Here is an 18,599-nt window from a genome sequence, read left to right as displayed (position 1 = left end):
TTGTCATGACTAAAAAAAACCTTTCAGAATCGTTGTTTAAGCCTCAGTTTAAACATCGTGAGACCTCTACGCTGGTAAAATATATTCGCCCACAGTTTATAACTGCCAGTGATAGTATGCTTGGTGGGAAACGCCGCGAGCGTTGGTATCGAATGATTAATTGGCTCGCTTGGATCTGGAGGGGAATAAATCCGCTGGAAATTCAAGATGTCCTCAGCCGGATTGCGGTGACAGATGCCGAGCGCAGTACTGAACATTTGTTGGATACTGTGATCGGCTATCGTAAAGGAAACTGGGCATTTGAGTGGTCTCAGCAGGCAATGCACTGGCAACAGGAGGCCTTGCATACAGAGGATACAGAAAAAGCCAGTGCATGTTGGTTAAAAGCTGCGACGCTATACAGCATTGCGGCTTATCCTCATTTGCGCGGTGATGAACTGGCAGATCAGGCCATGGCTCTGGCCAATAAAGCTTATGAAAACGCAGCGCGTTTTTCTGACTATGAATTGAAAAAATTGGAATTCCAGCTAGAAGGGGGCAAAATTGTCACTGGGTTATTGCACCTTCCTTCCCATGTACAGGGGCCTTGTCCAACGATATTAGTTTGTGCCAGCCTTGATAATGTACAGAATGATTGCTGGCGGTTATTCCGTGAACATTTTTCACCTCTTGGTTTTGCAATGTTAACGGTGGATATGCCTTCTGTTGGTTACTCCTCTAAATTTACACTGACGCAAGATACTTGTGCACTTCATCAACAAATTCTACAACAACTGCATAGTGTGCTTTGGGTTGATCATACCCGTGTCGGTGTATTTGGTTTTCGTTTTGGTGCAAATGTCGCTGTTCGTCTTGCTTATCTAGAACCGAAACTTATTAAAGGAGTATCGGTAATTGGCCCGATTGTTCATGAATTACTGCATGATGAAAAATTACAGCAGAAAATTCCGTCAATGTATATTGACGTATTGGCCAGTCGCTTGGGTATTTATCACGTTGATGAAGAGAGATTACGTTCAGAACTGAGTTGCTATTCATTGAAAAAACAAGGGCTGTTGGGACGTCGTTGTAGTGTGCCCATGCTTTCGGTGTATTGGGAAGATGATATTTTCAGCCCAAGGAAAGACTCTAGATTAATTGCGATGTCATCAATGGATGGTTCACTGCGGGCTATTTCTGCTACATCAGTTTATAGTGGTTTCAATAAGGCATTACACGAAATAAGTGTATGGATGAAAGATAAAGTTTTATAAAGCTAAATTTATTACTTGATATTTTTTAATCATTTGATACAAAGGTGTTCTGTGTATAAGGAGACCTTTGTATGACTTTACCTGCAAGTTATTCTAAAAATAGGTTGTTGAAGCGTTTTTCTGCATTAGGACCGTATGTACGTGAATTAAAGTGCAAAGATGGTTATTTTTTCTTTGACTGTTTAGCGGTTTGTGTCAGTGCAAAAGTGGCTCCGGAAAAACGTGAGTTTTGGGGATGGTGGTTAGAGTTAGAAGAGCAGGATCAGGTTTTTGTTTTCAACTATCAGATAGGTTTATTTGACAAAAATAGTGAATGGCATGCCATGGGGATCAAAAAAAAGGCTGATCTTGAGCACATTGAATCAACTTTGCAGGCATTCCACGAACGTCTGATCGATTCTTTTGATATTCTTAAACTTACGTTGATCCCATCAGAAAACACTGCCACCTTCCGAACGCAAGTTATGGCATGACTTTGCTTTTAACCTGCTTTTTTTAAATTTTGCGTTATGTCAGTTGGCATAACGCTTCTCTCCTGTTAAAACTGAGCATCGTTTTTTCAAATTAACTGTAATGGCAGAAATATGATGAATGGCAGCCAAACATTGGTTGTGAAACTGGGGACGAGTGTATTGACTGGTGGCTCTCGTCGTTTGAATCGTGCCCACATTGTGGAGCTGGTTCGTCAATGTGCTCAACAACATGAAAAAGGCCACCGTATTATTATTGTGACTTCTGGTGCGATTGCTGCTGGGCGTGAGCATTTAGGTTATCCCGATCTTCCGGCAACTATTGCGTCAAAGCAATTGCTGGCAGCCGTTGGACAAAGTCGCCTGATTCAATTGTGGGAGCAGCTTTTCTCTATTTATGGTATTCATGTCGGGCAAATGCTCTTGACCCGAGCGGATTTGGAAGACCGTGAGCGCTTTCTGAATGCACGGGATACTCTTCAGGCATTGCTCGATAATCATATTGTTCCAATTATTAATGAAAATGATGCCGTTGCGACAGCAGAGATTAAAGTGGGTGACAATGATAACCTTTCTGCGCTGGCAGCGATTTTGGGCAGTGCAGATAAATTATTGCTCCTGACCGATATCGAAGGACTTTATACCGCAGATCCCCGCAGTAACCCTGATGCAAAATTGATCTCTGAAGTGCATGACATCAGTGATGAGCTGAAAATGATGGCAGGGGACAGTGTATCCGGTTTAGGCACGGGAGGAATGGCGACAAAACTTCAGGCCGCAGGTGTGGCTGGACGTGCTGGAATTGATGTTATTATCGCTGCGGGTAACAGGCCGGATGTTATTGCTGATGTTATTGAAGAAAAATCGGTTGGAACACGTTTTCATGGACTGACCAGTCCGATGGAAACCCGCAAACGTTGGATCTTTGGTGCGCCTCCGGCGGGGGAAATCATCGTCGATCATGGTGCAGAGGCAGCGATTACGGGAAAAGGCAGTTCGTTGCTGCCAAAAGGAATCAAAAACGTTAAAGGTGATTTTTCCCGTGGTGAAGTCATTTGCATCCGCAGTTTATCAGGCAAAGATTTGGCTCATGGTGTGTGCCGTTACAACAGTGATGCTTTACGTTTGATTGCAGGCCATCATTCACAACAAATTAGCCAGATATTGGGTTATGAATATGGCGCTGTTGCGGTTCACCGTGACGATTTGATTGTAATTTAATGAATTGATCGTGAGTTGAGGATTTCACCATGCTAGAGCAGATGGGAAAAGCAGCCAAAGCAGCATCATGGCAATTGGCGCAATTAAGTACCAGCCGGAAAAATCAAGCGTTGAATCATATTGCGGATTTGCTGGAAACAGAGATTGACGTGATTCTTGCTGCCAATCAGCAAGATATGAAGCAAGCCCGTGAGCAGGAAATGAGTGAAGCGCTGCTCGATCGGTTATTACTGACGCCTGAACGGATGAATGCTATTGCCAATGATGTGCGCCAGGTCTGTCGTTTGGCTGATCCTGTAGGGCAAGTCATTGATGGGCAATTATTGGATAGTGGATTGCAATTGAGCCGTCGCCGGGTTCCCTTGGGGGTGATTGGCGTGATTTATGAAGCTCGCCCCAATGTTACTATTGATGTGGCATCTTTATGCCTGAAAACAGGTAATGCAGTGATACTGCGTGGTGGCAAAGAGACTCATCATACTAATCAGGCGATGGTTAAAGTCATACAGCAGGCTTTGGAACAAAGTGGTTTACCGGCTGCTGCGGTTCAAGCAATTAATAAGCCAGATCGTGAATTAGTGGCTGAATTACTGAAAATGGATCGCTATGTTGATATGTTGATCCCTCGTGGCGGTGCTGGATTGCATAAATTGTGCCGGGAACAATCAACTATTCCTGTGATTACTGGCGGCATTGGTGTTTGTCACACGTTTGTGGATGAAACCATCAATGTTGAAAAAGCATTAAAAATAATTATTAATGCAAAAGTTCAGCGTCCAAGTGCTTGTAATTCATTAGAGACATTGTTGGTACATGAAAAAATAGCGGCTGATTTCCTACCCATTTTGAGTACCAAAATGAAAGAACAGGGCGTGACATTACACGCAAGCAAATCAGCAATGGTATTGTTGAAAGATGGCCCTGCAACTGTTGTTGAAGTTGTAGAAGAAGATTACTGCGATGAATGGTTATCTTTGGATATGAATGTGGAAATTGTCAGTGATATCGAGCAAGCTATTGAGCACATTCGTACTTATGGCACAGCCCATTCTGATGCGATCCTGACAGACTCTTTACAGCAAGCTGATTACTTTGTACGCCATGTAGATTCAGCCGCGGTATATGTAAATGCAAGTACTCGTTTTACTGATGGTGGGCAATTTGGTTTGGGAGCTGAAGTGGCTGTTAGTACTCAGAAGTTACACTCCAGAGGCCCAATGGGGCTTGATGCACTGACAACGTATAAGTGGGTTGGTTATGGTGATTATTTGCCTCGCAGTTAACTGTATTCTACTTTAATTAGAATTTACTTAACTATGTTGAGTCACACTTAATTTTAAGTGTGACTTTTTGTTCAATCAATAATATCTTTTTACACTAGTGTAAATATTTGGTTACTATACTTTATATTTAGGCTTAATTTTACAGATTCTTCGGGAAAACAACGAAATGAAACAGACTCTATTCATCGTAGGTGCGCGAGGTGCAGGGAAGACGACAATAGGTAAGTTGTTGTCTGAAGCATTATCGTATAAATTTATTGACACTGATGAGAGTATTCAGGCTATTAGTGAAATGACGATTGCTGACCTTGTTCAACAACATGGCTGGGAATATTTTAGAAAGTTGGAGAGCCAAACGTTGAAAACAGTTAGCCAGGGTGAATGTATCATTTCAACGGGTGGAGGAATTGTGTTGTCGTCTGAGAATCGTCGATATATGCACCAAAATGGTATTGTGATTTATTTGCAGACGTCGGCAGAAGTTTTGAGTAAACGGTTATCACTCAATCCAGAAAATTCACAGCGTCCCAGTCTAACAGGAAAGTCCATCATAGAAGAAATCAAAGAAATCTTGGTTGAAAGAGAACCATTATACCAAGAGTGTGCCGATTTCACTGTCGATGCTAATCTTGCAACAGAAGATATTGTATCTTGTGTTAAATCTTATATTTTAAACCAGCAAAGTAAACTAATTTAATATATTAAGAATTTTTAAGTTTATTTTTTATTTAGCAGGGAAATCTTATATATCAGATTGCTTATACAAATTATAGTATCATTCTATTTGCTCACTTTAATTTTATTTAATTATATTTGAGATATGGATATGCTCTTAAATTTTATTCGGTTACTTATTCGTGTTTTCTTTAGAGTTACAGTTGAAGGGGATGATAAGCAGTTAAAACATCCCAAATGCATTATTACTCCCAATCATATTTCGTTTCTGGATGGCCTGTTAATTGGGCTATTCTTGCCAGTAAAGCCTGTATTCGCTATCTATTCTAATATTGCGAGCCGCAGCTTCCTCAAATTTATTAAGCCTTATGCTGATGTTGTACCTCTGGATCCTACTAATCCAATGGCAGTCAGAACATTGGTTAAAGAAGTGGATAAAGGACGCCCAATTGTAATTTTTCCCGAAGGAAGGATCACTGTGACCGGTTCCCTCATGAAAATTTATGATGGTGCCGCTTTTATTGCCGCGAAATCAGGAGCAAAAGTAGTTCCAATTCGAATTGATGGGGCAGAACAAACATTTTTTGGTCGGTTAAAAGGAATTATGAAGTTACATTGGTTCCCGAAAATCACCATCAAGATTTTATCCGCCGTTGATTTGCCAATGCCGGATGCACATGATTCAACAACACGTCGCCGTTTAGCAGGAGAGCACCTCCATGCCATTATGATGACAGTGAGGATGCAGACGCGTCCAAAGGAGACATTGTTCAGCGCTTACCTTACTGCGCAAAAACGTTTCGGTCGCTTTAAGCCCTGCATTGAGGATGTGAACTTTAAAGAAGATAGCTATCACTCATTACTGAAAAAAATATTGGGTGTCAGCCGAATTTTAGAACGCTTTACACAAGAGGGGGAACGAATTGGTTTGTTATTGCCGAATGCTACTGTGATGGCAGCTGCCGTTTATGGAGCTTCATTAAAAGGGCGAGTACCGGCTCTTCTTAACTATACGGCAGGAAGCAACGGTATTAATAATGCCATGCAGGCGGCAACCATAAAAACCATCGTAACATCCCGCCAATTTCTGGAAAAAGGGCAATTAACCCATTTGCCAGAACAGGTGACAGAGGCCAATTGGGTATATCTCGAAGATTTAAAAGATACGATCACTCGGGAAGATAAACTTTGGATATTGTGGCATTTGATTTTCCCTTCCAAAGCCATTTTGGCTTCGCAAAAACCGGATGATGATGCTTTGATCCTGTTTACGTCAGGCTCAGAAGGTGCACCAAAAGGCGTTGTCCACAGTCATGCCAGCTTGCTGGCGAACGTTGAGCAGATAAAAACGATTGCTGATTTTACCCCGCTAGACTGTTTTATGTCTTCTTTACCACTGTTTCATGCTTTTGGCCTGACGGTAGGTTTATTTACTCCGTTAATGACGGGCAGTCGCGTGTTTCTTTATCCAAGCCCGCTGCATTATCGTGTTGTACCTGAACTGGTTTATGACCGTAACTGTACTGTGTTGTTCGGAACTTCGACTTTCTTGGGTAATTATGCTCGTTTTGCTCATCCTTATGATTTTGCCCGTTTGCGCTATGTGGTGGCTGGGGCAGAAAAACTGTCAGAAAATACCAAGCGTGTTTGGCAGGATAAATTTGGTATTCGGATTTTAGAAGGTTATGGGGTGACTGAGTGTGCTCCGGTAGTGGCGATCAATGTGCCTATGGCAGCGAAACCGGGAACAGTGGGTCGAATCTTACCAGGAATGAAAGCCCGTTTATTGCCTGTACAGGGTATTGAAGAAGGTGGGCGTTTACAGCTACGTGGGCCGAATATCATGAAGGGCTATCTGCGAGTTGAAGCGCCTGAGCATCTTGAGCCACCATCTGCAGAAGATGCAGAAGGAAACAATCAAATTGGCTGGTACGATACCGGGGATATTGTTTCTATTGATGACGAGGGTTTTTGTACGATCAAAGGGCGTGTGAAACGATTTGCCAAACTTGCGGGGGAAATGGTTTCTCTCGAAGTGGTGGAACAAATAGCCACTCGTGTTTCTAGTGATGCGCTACATGCGGCTACAGCCAGAAAAGATCAAAGCAAGGGTGAAGCATTAGTATTGTTCACAACAGATATAAATCTGAATAGAAATACAATGCTGGGAATAGCCCGTGAAATGGGAATGCCGGAATTATCGGTTCCACGAGACATTCGTTATGTGAAGCAACTTCCTTTGCTTGGCAGTGGCAAACCGGATTTTGTCGCACTGAGAAAAATGGCAGAACAGGAGTAAGGAAATGAATGTTACTGTGGAAACACAACCGTTGTTAAATCGCGGAATGAAAGCAGTATTGCTGTCGCAATTTCTCTCTGCTTTTGCCGATAATGCGCTGTTTTTCGCCGTATTAGCCCAATTGAAAGCAGAGTCTTATCCAGAGTGGAGCTGGCCGGCTCTGCAAATTGTTTTTGTCCTGACTTATATTGTACTTGCCCCCTTTGTGGGGCAAATTGCTGATCGGTTTTCAAAAGGACGTGTCATGCTCTTTTCTAATGGCATCAAATTACTTGGAGCCATCAGCATCTGTATCGATATAAACCCTTTTCTGGGTTATACCCTGGTGGGAATTGGGGCAGCAGCCTATTCTCCCGCTAAATACGGAATTTTGGGTGAACTGACAGATGGTGGGCGTTTGGTAAAAGCTAATGGCATGATGGAAGCCTCGACTATTGCAGCTATTCTGGTTGGTTCGGTTGCTGGTGGCTTCCTTTCTGATGTTAATCTAGTATTGGCATTGGGGCTTTGCGCCTTATTGTATAGTGTCGCGGTTGTGTCTAATTTCTATATCCCTCATCTGGCTGTGGCCCGTGAAGGCAAAGGTTGGAATCCCAAAAAAATGTTAGTGGATTTCATGGCGGTTTGTGCTTCACTTTGGCGTAATCAGGAAACACGATTCTCACTGGTGGGCACCAGCTTATTTTGGGGGGCTGGCATCACACTACGCTTCCTGTTGGTTGCATGGGTTCCGATTGTTCTGGGAATTGATGGTAATACGACGCCGACATTAATGAATGCAGTAGTTGCTATCGGTATCATTGTTGGAGCAGGTTTGGCCGCGCGGTTTATTACATTGAAAACTGTTCGTCGCTGTATGCCTGCGGGGATCTTAATTGGATTCATGGTCATTTTTTTTGCTACTCAGCAATCAATAATATTTTCCTACTTAATTCTGATTGTCCTCGGGGTATTTGGTGGACTTTTTGTCGTTCCATTAAACGCATTACTGCAAGAACATGGAAAGCATGCGATGGGAGCAGGTAAAGCCGTTGCTGTGCAGAATCTTGGCGAAAATAGTGCCATGTTGGTAATGCTGGGGCTGTATTCCATTTCCATCATGTTCGGAGCGCCGGTTGTTGCTGTCGGTATTGGTTTTGGTGTCTTGCTTTCTTTGGCAATTGGGGGCTTATGGATTTGGGATCTGCTTCGGAAAAATTAATTTATTATAGAATTGAAGGCCTGTTATGGATGAAAAAATCCTGAATCAGCTTAGTATTGAGCTTGGAAAGAGATTAAAACAGCGAAAATTATCCGTGACCTGTGCAGAATCGTGTACAGGAGGTTGGATAGCCAAAGTTATCACAGATATTGCGGGAAGTTCAGCCTATTTTAATCGTGGTTTCGTGACTTACGGTAATGATACTAAACATGAAATGCTGGGCGTTTCACCAGAATCATTGGCACGATTTGGTGCAGTCAGTGAACAGGTTGTAAAAGAAATGGCAGCAGGGGCATTAATAGCCGCTAAGGCTGATGTTGCTGTTGCTGTCAGTGGTATTGCTGGGCCGGATGGTGGAAGTGAGGAAAAACCGACTGGCACAGTTTGGTTTGGGTTTGCCTTTCATGTTGATGAGGGCATACAGACGGTGGCATATCATCAGCATTTTTCGGGTGATCGCAATGCAGTGCGTCTACAAGCCGTCATTTTTTCTTTAAAAACCTTGTTGGAAGAAATCATAAAAAATTAGCTTGATGCTGTATGATTATACAGTATAATCATGTGGCACTTTGGTATCAGAAACAGTTTATCAGCAGTGGGGCAGCCCCTTCATTGCTTGCGAAGGAGTAAACATGGCTAACGATGAAAACAAACAAAAAGCACTAGCAGCAGCGCTGGGTCAAATTGAGAAACAATTTGGTAAAGGTTCCATCATGCGTTTGGGTGAAAACCGCTCAATGGATGTTGAAACAATCTCTACCGGTTCCCTGTCACTGGATATTGCATTGGGTGCAGGTGGTTTGCCAATGGGCCGTATTGTTGAAATATATGGGCCAGAATCTTCCGGTAAGACAACGCTGACATTGCAAGTAATTGCTGCTGCCCAGCGCGAAGGCAGAACTTGTGCTTTTATTGATGCCGAACATGCTCTTGATCCGGTTTATGCGAAAAAACTGGGTGTAGATATTGATAATCTGTTGTGTTCTCAGCCTGATACTGGTGAACAGGCATTGGAAATCTGTGATGCTTTATCACGTTCTGGTGCTGTTGATGTCATTATTGTTGACTCTGTTGCAGCATTAACGCCGAAAGCAGAAATTGAAGGTGAAATCGGCGACTCTCACATGGGTCTGGCTGCACGTATGATGAGCCAAGCTATGCGTAAGTTGGCGGGGAATTTGAAAAACTCGAATACTCTGTTGATCTTCATCAACCAGATTCGTATGAAAATTGGTGTGATGTTTGGTAACCCTGAGACTACCACTGGTGGTAATGCACTGAAGTTCTACGCATCCGTCCGTTTGGATATTCGTCGTACTGGCTCGGTGAAAAATGGCGATGAAGTTGTTGGTAGCGAAACACGTGTGAAAGTGGTCAAGAACAAGGTTGCTGCACCATTTAAGCAGGCAGAATTCCAAATTCTTTATGGTGAAGGCATTAACACTTTTGGTGAGTTGATCGATCTGGGTGTTAAACACAAAATGGTGGAAAAAGCTGGTGCATGGTATAGCTACAATGGCGACAAAATTGGGCAAGGTAAAGCCAATGCCACTATCTATCTGAAAGAACACACAGAAATCGCTTCTGAGTTGGATAAGAAATTACGTGATTTACTGTTGAATAATGCAGGCGGTTTCAATAGTGCTGCTACGGATTATGTGACAGACTATGAAGACAACGGTAATAGTGAAGAGGTGAATAACGAAGAGTTTTAATACTTTTCATTCACTTTCTATATTCAGTTGCAATACAGGATCAAACTGGCTTTTAAAAACCACATCTATATCGGGTGTGGTTTTTGTTTTTATGAGAGAAATAAACATCCTTGAAGTAATTGTATTAAAACAGGTATAACGAACAGACTTTCAGAAAATCCCTAGACGAATTACAATGTTGAAAAGCGAATGGATTTATATGGGATTTTACTTCTTACGGAAGACATTCTATCTTAACCCTACTTTAATTTGTTCGTGAGTTGAAATGGTAATGCAAGATACCACTTCAACCATTCATAAATCTGTATTTTCAGCTTGATTTCAGGACAATTATGAGCAAAAGCACCGCTGAGATCCGTCAAGCGTTTCTTGACTTTTTTCATACTAAAGGGCACCAGATAGTACCAAGCAGCTCGTTGGTGCCAACCAATGATCCAACATTGTTGTTCACTAACGCAGGAATGAACCAGTTTAAAGATGTCTTTCTAGGATTGGATAATAGATCTTATTCTAGAGCAACAACGGCTCAGCGCTGTGTTCGTGCTGGCGGCAAGCATAACGATTTAGAAAATGTGGGTTACACGGCCCGTCACCACACTTTCTTTGAAATGTTGGGTAACTTCAGTTTTGGCGATTATTTTAAACAAGATGCAATTAAATACGCATGGGAACTGCTGACCAGCGAAGAGTGGTTCAACCTGCCGAAGGAAAAACTGTGGGTTACTGTCTATGAAACAGACGATGAAGCTTATGACATTTGGCATAAAGAAGTTGGTGTTCCGACAGAAAGAGTCATTCGTATAGGCGACAATAAAGGTGCTCCATATGCGTCAGATAATTTCTGGCAAATGGGAGATACTGGCCCATGTGGTCCTTGTACGGAAATTTTTTACGACCACGGTGAACATATTTGGGGAGGTCCTCCAGGCAGCCCAGAAGAAGATGGTGACAGATATATTGAAATTTGGAACATTGTTTTCATGCAGTTCAATCGCCATGCTGATGGTACAATGGAGCCATTGCCAAAACCCTCTGTTGATACTGGCATGGGCCTTGAACGCATCACTGCAGTCTTGCAGCATGTTAACTCTAACTACGAGATTGACCTATTCCAAAACTTAATTGCTGCAGTTGCAGAAGTCACAGGAGCAACGGATCTTACCAATAAATCTTTGCGTGTTATTGCAGATCATATCCGTGCATGTGCATTCTTGATTTGTGATGGTGTTATTCCATCTAATGAAAACCGCGGGTACGTACTTCGCCGTATCATTCGCCGTGCTGTTCGTCATGGTAATATGTTGGGGGCGAAAGATGTTTTCTTCTACAAATTGGCTGCTCCATTGATCAAAATCATGGGGGTGGCTGGTGAAGATCTGAAACAGCAACAGGCCTTGGTTGAGCAGGTATTGAAAACAGAAGAAGAACAGTTTGCTCGTACTTTGGAACGTGGTTTGCAGCTTTTGGATGAAGAGCTAGCCAAACTATCGGGTGATACTCTCGGCGGCGAAACCGCTTTCCGTTTGTATGATACTTATGGCTTTCCTGTTGATTTGACTGCGGATGTTTGTCGCGAACGTAATATCAAAGTTGATGAAGCAGGTTTTGATGTGGCGATGGAAAACCAGCGTCGTCGTGCTCGTGAATCCAGTGGCTTTGGTACAGATTATAATGAATTAATAAAAGTTGATGGTCGCAGTGATTTCTGTGGTTATGAGCATAATTCACAACAAGCTGCTGTTATCGCTATTTTCCGTAATGGCCAAGCTGTTGAGCAAATTCATGAGGGTGAAGAAGCTATCATTATCCTTGATAAAACCGCTTTCTATGCTGAATCAGGCGGACAAGTTGGTGATACGGGGAAATTGTCGAATGACAATGGTGTATTTGATGTTCTCGATACACAAAAATATGCTCAGGCAATTGGTCACATTGGTAAATTGACAAGTGGTAGATTGAGCGTTAATCATACAGTTAATGCTGAGATTGATGTGATACGCAGAGATGCGATCCGTTTGAATCATTCGGCGACTCATCTATTACATTCGGCATTACGTCAGATTTTGGGAGAACACGTTGCCCAAAAGGGTTCTTTGGTAAATGATAAGTATCTGCGCTTTGATTTCTCTCACTTTGAGGCCATGAAGCCAGAACAGATCCGTCAAGTCGAAAACTTGGTGAATGAAGAAATTCGCAAAAATTCACCAGTTGTTACAGAATTAATGGAGCTGGAAGAAGCAAAAGCCAAAGGTGCCATGGCACTGTTTGGCGAGAAGTATGACGAAAAGGTGCGTGTACTTAGCATGGGCGGGTTTTCTACCGAACTATGTGGTGGTACTCATGCGAGCCGCACAGGTGATATTGGGTTGTTCCGTATATCCAGTGAATCAGGTACAGCTGCAGGAATTCGCCGTATTGAAGCCATTACGGGGCAAACTGCGCTAAGCTCTATCTATCAGCAGGCTGATTTACTGCAAGATATTGCTCATCTGGTGAAAAGTGATATCAGTAGCTTGAATGAGAAAGTGAAAACAACACTGGATAAAACGAAGCAATTGGAAAAAGAGTTGCAGCAGTTAAAATCTCAGCAAGCAGCTCAGGAAAGTTCCTCTTTGGCAAATCAAGCCAAGGAAATTCTAGGTGTTCGTTTACTGGTGACACAATTAGGTGATATAGAACCGAAAATGCTCAGAACGATGATTGATGATCTAAAAAATCAATTGGGATCAGCAATTATTGTGCTTTCTACAGTTACTGGTGATAAAGTCAGCCTAATTGTTGGTATAACAAAGGATTTGACTGCTAGAATAAAAGCAGGCGATTTAATCTCATTTGTTGCCCAACAAGTCGGAGGTAAGGGAGGAGGACGTCCTGATTTGGCTCAGGCTGGTGGGACTGATGTAGAAGCTCTTCCTTCCGCATTAAATAGTGTAGAAGAGTGGGTGACATTGCGGTTATAGTTTTGGTATTGCCGTGAAGCTGCGGCATCATGAAAGTTTTTTTATGGTGCCGAATGTTTTTTGTTGTGAAATTGTTGAAATGTTGGGCACATACTTATATTTTAGCTATTCTATAGATATAGGAAATGTGTTCAAAACTGCTTATACTTTAAGTAGATATCATTGCTTTACGTTTTCACGGTGTTTGATGGATAATAGCGGGGAAACCTAGAGACCCGACTCTTTTAAATTTTCAAGGAGCAAAGAATGCTTATTCTGACTCGTCGAGTTGGTGAAACACTCATGATAGGCGATGAGGTAACAGTCACAGTACTGGGAGTTAAAGGCAACCAAGTTCGCATTGGTGTAAATGCACCCAAGGAAGTTTCTGTTCACCGTGAAGAAATTTATCAACGGATTCAGGCAGAGAAATCTCAGCCTACAACTTTTTAATTCAAGAATGGCGTCCATGCTTTTTTAAGACTTGGGCGCTACTCTACTTTTTTTCGCTTTCTATTTTTATTACTTCCCACTTTCTTTTTTACTTCACTGTCTTATACACCTATCGCATTTATCTCTTTTTGATACCTTGATTCTATTCTCTCATGTCTTTTTATTTTCTATCTGTTGAAAAGACATCGTTCATGAGGCCATAGTGTTGAATAATAATTTTCGTAAACTTTATGACTTTTAGATGATTTCACTGTTGATAAAACAGCCCTTTAGATGCTAAACCAAGCGCTTTGGGTGTTAAGTGCGCAAACGAAAAAAAGTTGCGAAAAATTGTTTGACTTATCAGGCAGGGAAAGTAATATGTGCGCCATCGCAGCGACGAAGTGCTTGAAGAAAAACTTCTAAATAAGTATCAGAAGTAAAATTTCTAAAAGCTACAAAGTGAAAACTTATGAGTCGCAAGTTTTAAAGCGTGAGTATATAGTTTACGATTTTAAGACAAAAGGTGAGGTGGCCGAGAGGCTGAAGGCGCTCCCCTGCTAAGGGAGTATGTGGTTAAGAGCTGCATCGAGGGTTCGAATCCCTCCCTCACCGCCATTTAAAAAATGCATCCATAGCTCAGCTGGATAGAGTACTCGGCTACGAACCGAGCGGTCGGAGGTTCGAATCCTCCTGGATGCACCATTTTAAACACCGCGATTTTTAAGTATCTCAATTCTGTTTGGTCAGAAAATTATTAGCACCTGAACTGAAATAGAGAACCGACAATGCATCCATAGCTCAGCTGGATAGAGTACTCGGCTACGAACCGAGCGGTCGGAGGTTCGAATCCTCCTGGATGCACCATATTTAACACTGTGATTTTTAAGTATCTCAATTCTGTTTGGTCAGAAAATTATTAGCACCTGAACTGAAATAGAGAACCGACAATGCATCCATAGCTCAGCTGGATAGAGTACTCGGCTACGAACCGAGCGGTCGGAGGTTCGAATCCTCCTGGATGCACCAGCTTAAACCCTTACCTTAATCAAGGTAGGGGTTTTTCTTTTTTATTTCTGCTCAATCATAATATTTGTCTTATTATTTTTTGTTTGCAAATTAATCATTAATATATTGCCACCTCTATGTAATCAGCGACAACTTGGCTTCTTTCATATAAAGTAAACCTTTAGTAATAATCTTTTTAAACTCCACGGGAGGACAAATTGATCCCGGACGTATCAAAAGCATTGTCATGGTTAGAGGCAAACCCTACCGTATTAAATGGTATTTGTCGTGGCATTGAACGTGAAACATTGCGTGTTACTCCAGACGGTCATTTAGCTAAGACGGGGCATCTAAAATCACTTGGTGCTTCTTTAACGCATAAATGGATTACAACTGATTTTGCTGAATCTCTATTGGAGTTTATTACCCCTGTTGATAGTAATATAAATAGAACCATTGCTTTCCTTAAAGATTTACACACCTATACAGCTCGGCATCTGGGCAATGAAAAAATGTGGCCTTTAAGTATGCCATGTTTTATTGACGAAGAAGAAAATATCACTCTGGCTCAATATGGCACGTCTAATGTAGGCCGTTTTAAGACTCTGTATCGTGAAGGATTAAAAAACCGTTATGGCGCACTGATGCAAACGATCTCAGGTGTGCATTATAACTTTTCTCTGCCAATGAGTTTCTGGCAAGCATGGTTAGGAATTAAAGACGCCGAAACAGGAAAAGAGCAGATTTCAGATAGCTACTTTCGTTTGATCCGTAATTATTACCGCTTTGGATGGGTAATCCCTTATTTATTTGGTGCATCACCTGCAATTTGTCCTTCGTTCTTACGTGGACGAAATTCAGCACTATCTTTTGAGGAAACAGAAAAAGGGACTTGTTACCTGCCTTACGCGACTTCTTTGAGGATGAGTGACTTAGGATATACCAACAAATCGCAAAGTGATCTGAATATTACTTTTAATCATCTTCATACATATGTAGAGGGGCTTAAGAAAGCAATTCATAAGCCATCGGCAGACTTTGCGGCAATAGGTATTAAAAAAGGGGATAAATACCTACAGCTCAACACTAATGTCCTTCAAATTGAAAATGAGTTATATGCACCGATACGTCCCAAACGGGTCACAAAAGAAGGGGAGTCACCTTCAGATGCTTTATTGAGAGGTGGTGTAGAGTACATTGAAGTACGTTCTTTGGATATTAACCCTTTTTCTCCTATTGGGGTTGATGAAACCCAAATTCGTTTTCTTGACTTATTCTTGATATGGTGTGTTTTGGCTGAAGCTCCTGAAATGGGAAGTGAGGAGCTTAAATGTTGCCGTGGAAACTGGAATAAAGTTATTTTAGAAGGGCGTAAGCCTGGATTGTCTATTGGTCTTGGTTATGGAATTGAACAACAGCCGCTTAAGGTTGTGGGACAGGAGCTATTCAGGGATTTAGAGCGAGTAGCAGAAGTCTTGGATATCTGTTCAGGAACCCAATACCAATCAGTCTGTAAAGAATTGGTTAATATGTTTGAAAATCCATCACTAACGTTTTCTGCTCGTGTCTTGGATAAGATGAAATCTCAGGGGATAGTGGGTTTTGGATTGGAGCTGGCAAACCAGTATCACCATGAATTGGCTGAAGAACCTTATTCAATTCTGAATGATGAAAATTTTTCGATTGAACGTGAGGCTTCTATAGCTCGCCAACATGACCTTGAGCAACAAGATAAAATGAGTTTTGAAGAGTACTTAAAACTTCATGCAGGGCGTTAAAAAAAGAAAATGGCCACAAGTGGTGGCCGAATAAAATATCTTAGAGAATAGGGATGATAACAATTTTGCGCGTCTTCATACCTTATGACCGGCCGCAAATGAAAAGGTTTCATTTATCTGAAAAATTTTTCGTAAAAAATCTGATTCCTTAGGAGGTAGAGTAATGCCTTTATTAGATAGTTTTACAGTTGACCATACTCGTATGGCTGCACCTGCTGTTAGGGTGGCTAAAACAATGACAACGCCTCATGGTGATACCATCACGGTATTTGATTTACGCTTTTGTGTTCCCAATAAAGCAGTGATGCCAGAAAGAGGTATCCACACACTTGAACATTTGTTTGCGGGTTTTATGCGCAATCATTTGAATGGTTATGGTGTTGAAATTATTGATATTTCTCCAATGGGGTGTCGTACTGGCTTTTATATGAGCTTGATCGGTGCTCCAGAAGAATTGAGAGTGGCTGAAGCTTGGAAAGCTGCTATGGCTGATGTGCTAAAAGTTCAAGATCAGAGCCAGATCCCAGAATTAAATATTTATCAGTGTGGTACGTATGAGATGCATTCATTGAAAGAAGCTCAAGATATTGCTCAGAGTATTCTTGATGCTGATGTTCGTGTCAATCAGAACGATGAGCTAGCATTGCCAGAAGAAAAACTCGTAGAGCTACAGGTATAGATTGCTTGTAAGTGAGGAACCGGATTATGTATTAATAATATGCTGAATTCTCGCTGTCTATTCTGGTTGTAAATTTTTTGTTAGTCGACTAGAGTTAGTTTATATTTTCGAGGGCTGGTTTGTTTTGCTGGCCCTCTATGGATTACTGGATTAATATCATTTTTTAAGAATCTTCATAAGGAACTGTTTGGGGCTATTCGTTTGTTTTTATGGAATAAATAAATTTTTTTCATGAATATTGATATTCAAACACTCTGATATTTGATGATTTTTCTATTGTCGCTGAATAATTGTTAAATTATTCACTAGATTTTATGTTTTATCCTGTATCTTTATTCAGTGGTGTTACACGAACCTGTTTGATAACATTATCGTGTACTGCAAGAATCTCAAAATGGTATCCATTAATTTGCACTTGAGCATTCAATTCGGGAATTTCGCCCAGTTCTTCCAAAATCATTCCATTCATTGTTCTTGGCCCATCTTCTGGTAGCTCCCAATTGAAAGCTTTATTCAATTCACGGATATTGACTGTACCATCAACCAGAATGGTGCCATCATTTTGCGGAAGGACTTCTTCTGCCAAGGTCGGAGACATGGAAGTGGTAAAATCGCCGACAATTTCTTCCAAAATATCTTCGACAGTGATTAGCCCTTGGATATCTCCATATTCGTCAACGATTAAGCCCGCTTTTTGTTTATTGCGTTGAAAGTTAATAAGTTGGATATTTAATGGAATACTAACAGGAATAAAGTAGATTTTATCTGCGGCTTTGATCAAATTTATTTTTGTGAATTCTTTTTTCTCCATCATCAGCCGATACGCTTCACGTACTCGGAGCATACCGATAGCATCATCAAGGGAGTTTCGATATAGCACAATGCGTCCATGTGGGGAGTGTGTCAGTTGTCTGATAACAGATTTCCAGTCATTGTTAATGTCAATACCGACAATTTCATTACGCGGGATCATAATGTCACCAACAGTGACTTTCTCAAGATCTAATATTGAGATCAGCATGTCCTGATTGCGGCGTGATAGGTTAGTGTTTGATTCATTTACGATAGTGCGTAGCTCATCTTTGCTGACAGCATCACTGTTGTGGATATTAGAGGTTTTGATTCCCATACAACGCATAAACAATAAACTGATCTTATTAAATGACCAAACAAGAGGCAGCATAATTTTTTCTAGCGGGCGTAGCAGAAAGCTACTTGGGAATGCAATTTTTTCAGGATAAAGTGCTGCGATGGTTTTTGGCATCACTTCAGAAAACATGAGAATAACGAATGTGAGTACACCTGTTGCAATGGCAACACCTGCATCGCCATAGAACCTTATGCCAACGACAGTAGCAAGAGAGGACGCCAGAATGTTAACGAGATTATTACCGATAAGGATCAGACTGATAAGTCTATCTGGATGGCGCAATAGAGATTCAACTCTGCGTGCGGGACTGCTCCCCTGTTTAGCTAAATGTCGCAAGCGATATCGGTTGATTGTCATCATGCTAGTTTCTGAAGCAGAAAAATAGGCTGAAGCAATAACCATGACAACAAGAATTATAATCAGTGTGCTTGTTGATATTTGACTCAAAACAGAATTCCTTCCTAATATTTATATAAATCTATTATGGTGATAATTT

14 protein-coding genes and 4 tRNA genes are annotated in these 18,599 nt (G+C 41.4%); 17 read left to right on the top strand and 1 reads right to left on the bottom strand.

Annotated elements, in window-relative coordinates; all coding sequences use genetic code 11:
• Positions 1-5: 5 nt before the first annotated feature.
• From frsA to luxS, 17 genes are all read left to right on the top strand, one after another.
• Positions 6-1,253 carry an esterase FrsA gene (frsA, locus tag Xvie_RS03350; RefSeq protein WP_086107947.1) on the top strand — a complete coding sequence of 416 codons (1,248 nt, stop codon included), beginning with the start codon at positions 6-8 and terminating at the stop codon, positions 1,251-1,253.
• 71 nt (positions 1,254-1,324) lie between these two features.
• Entirely contained in the window at positions 1,325-1,726 is a 402-nt protein-coding gene (gene crl, locus Xvie_RS03345; RefSeq protein WP_086107946.1) for a sigma factor-binding protein Crl, read from the top strand.
• Between the two features lie 114 nt (positions 1,727-1,840).
• The gene (gene proB, locus Xvie_RS03340; protein ID WP_479688389.1) at positions 1,841-2,944 is read left to right on the top strand and encodes a glutamate 5-kinase; all 1,104 of its coding nucleotides are present in this window, start codon (positions 1,841-1,843) and stop codon (positions 2,942-2,944) included.
• A gap of 29 nt (positions 2,945-2,973) precedes the next feature.
• A complete protein-coding gene (proA, locus tag Xvie_RS03335; RefSeq protein WP_086107944.1) occupies positions 2,974-4,227 on the top strand; it encodes a glutamate-5-semialdehyde dehydrogenase in 1,254 nt (417 codons plus the stop codon).
• 166 nt (positions 4,228-4,393) lie between these two features.
• The gene (gene aroL, locus Xvie_RS03330; RefSeq protein WP_086107943.1) at positions 4,394-4,924 is read left to right on the top strand and encodes a shikimate kinase AroL; all 531 of its coding nucleotides are present in this window, start codon (positions 4,394-4,396) and stop codon (positions 4,922-4,924) included.
• Positions 4,925-5,053: 129 nt separating this feature from the next.
• Positions 5,054-7,201, top strand: coding sequence for a bifunctional acyl-ACP--phospholipid O-acyltransferase/long-chain-fatty-acid--ACP ligase (gene aas / locus Xvie_RS03325; RefSeq protein ID WP_086107942.1), 2,148 nt, complete (start codon positions 5,054-5,056; stop codon positions 7,199-7,201).
• A 4-nt stretch (positions 7,202-7,205) separates the two neighbouring features.
• The gene (gene lplT, locus Xvie_RS03320; RefSeq protein ID WP_086107941.1) at positions 7,206-8,402 is read left to right on the top strand and encodes a lysophospholipid transporter LplT; all 1,197 of its coding nucleotides are present in this window, start codon (positions 7,206-7,208) and stop codon (positions 8,400-8,402) included.
• Positions 8,403-8,427: 25 nt separating this feature from the next.
• Positions 8,428-8,931: a nicotinamide-nucleotide amidase gene (gene pncC / locus Xvie_RS03315; protein ID WP_086107940.1), complete on the top strand. Its 504-nt coding sequence runs from the start codon at positions 8,428-8,430 to the stop codon at positions 8,929-8,931.
• Positions 8,932-9,034: 103 nt separating this feature from the next.
• Positions 9,035-10,117 carry a recombinase RecA gene (recA, locus tag Xvie_RS03310; RefSeq protein WP_086107939.1) on the top strand — a complete coding sequence of 361 codons (1,083 nt, stop codon included), beginning with the start codon at positions 9,035-9,037 and terminating at the stop codon, positions 10,115-10,117.
• A 332-nt stretch (positions 10,118-10,449) separates the two neighbouring features.
• On the top strand, positions 10,450-13,077 hold the full coding sequence (alaS, locus tag Xvie_RS03305; protein WP_086107938.1) for an alanine--tRNA ligase: 2,628 nt from the start codon (positions 10,450-10,452) through the stop codon (positions 13,075-13,077).
• A 246-nt stretch (positions 13,078-13,323) separates the two neighbouring features.
• Positions 13,324-13,509: a carbon storage regulator CsrA gene (gene csrA, locus Xvie_RS03300; RefSeq protein ID WP_010845367.1), complete on the top strand. Its 186-nt coding sequence runs from the start codon at positions 13,324-13,326 to the stop codon at positions 13,507-13,509.
• A gap of 504 nt (positions 13,510-14,013) precedes the next feature.
• Positions 14,014-14,106 (top strand) — tRNA-Ser (locus Xvie_RS03295).
• A gap of 10 nt (positions 14,107-14,116) precedes the next feature.
• Positions 14,117-14,193, top strand: a tRNA-Arg gene (locus Xvie_RS03290).
• A gap of 85 nt (positions 14,194-14,278) precedes the next feature.
• Positions 14,279-14,355 (top strand) — tRNA-Arg (locus tag Xvie_RS03285).
• An 85-nt stretch (positions 14,356-14,440) separates the two neighbouring features.
• A tRNA-Arg gene (locus tag Xvie_RS03280) sits at positions 14,441-14,517 on the top strand.
• 197 nt (positions 14,518-14,714) lie between these two features.
• The gene (gene gshA / locus Xvie_RS03275; RefSeq protein WP_086107937.1) at positions 14,715-16,274 is read left to right on the top strand and encodes a glutamate--cysteine ligase; all 1,560 of its coding nucleotides are present in this window, start codon (positions 14,715-14,717) and stop codon (positions 16,272-16,274) included.
• 163 nt (positions 16,275-16,437) lie between these two features.
• Positions 16,438-16,953 (top strand): S-ribosylhomocysteine lyase, encoded by a 516-nt coding sequence (gene luxS / locus Xvie_RS03270; RefSeq protein ID WP_086107936.1) that lies wholly within the window; start codon positions 16,438-16,440, stop codon positions 16,951-16,953.
• Between the two features lie 319 nt (positions 16,954-17,272).
• Here luxS and Xvie_RS03265 read toward each other — a convergent pair whose 3' ends face one another.
• Complete coding sequence (locus Xvie_RS03265; RefSeq protein WP_139838800.1) at positions 17,273-18,550, bottom strand: HlyC/CorC family transporter; 1,278 nt, start codon at positions 18,548-18,550, stop codon at positions 17,273-17,275.
• Positions 18,551-18,599 lie beyond the last annotated feature (49 nt).

It is taken from the genome of Xenorhabdus vietnamensis, assembly GCF_002127535.1.
Lineage (GTDB): Bacteria > Pseudomonadota > Gammaproteobacteria > Enterobacterales > Enterobacteriaceae > Xenorhabdus > Xenorhabdus vietnamensis.
This window is presented reverse-complemented; position numbering and strand designations above follow the sequence as displayed.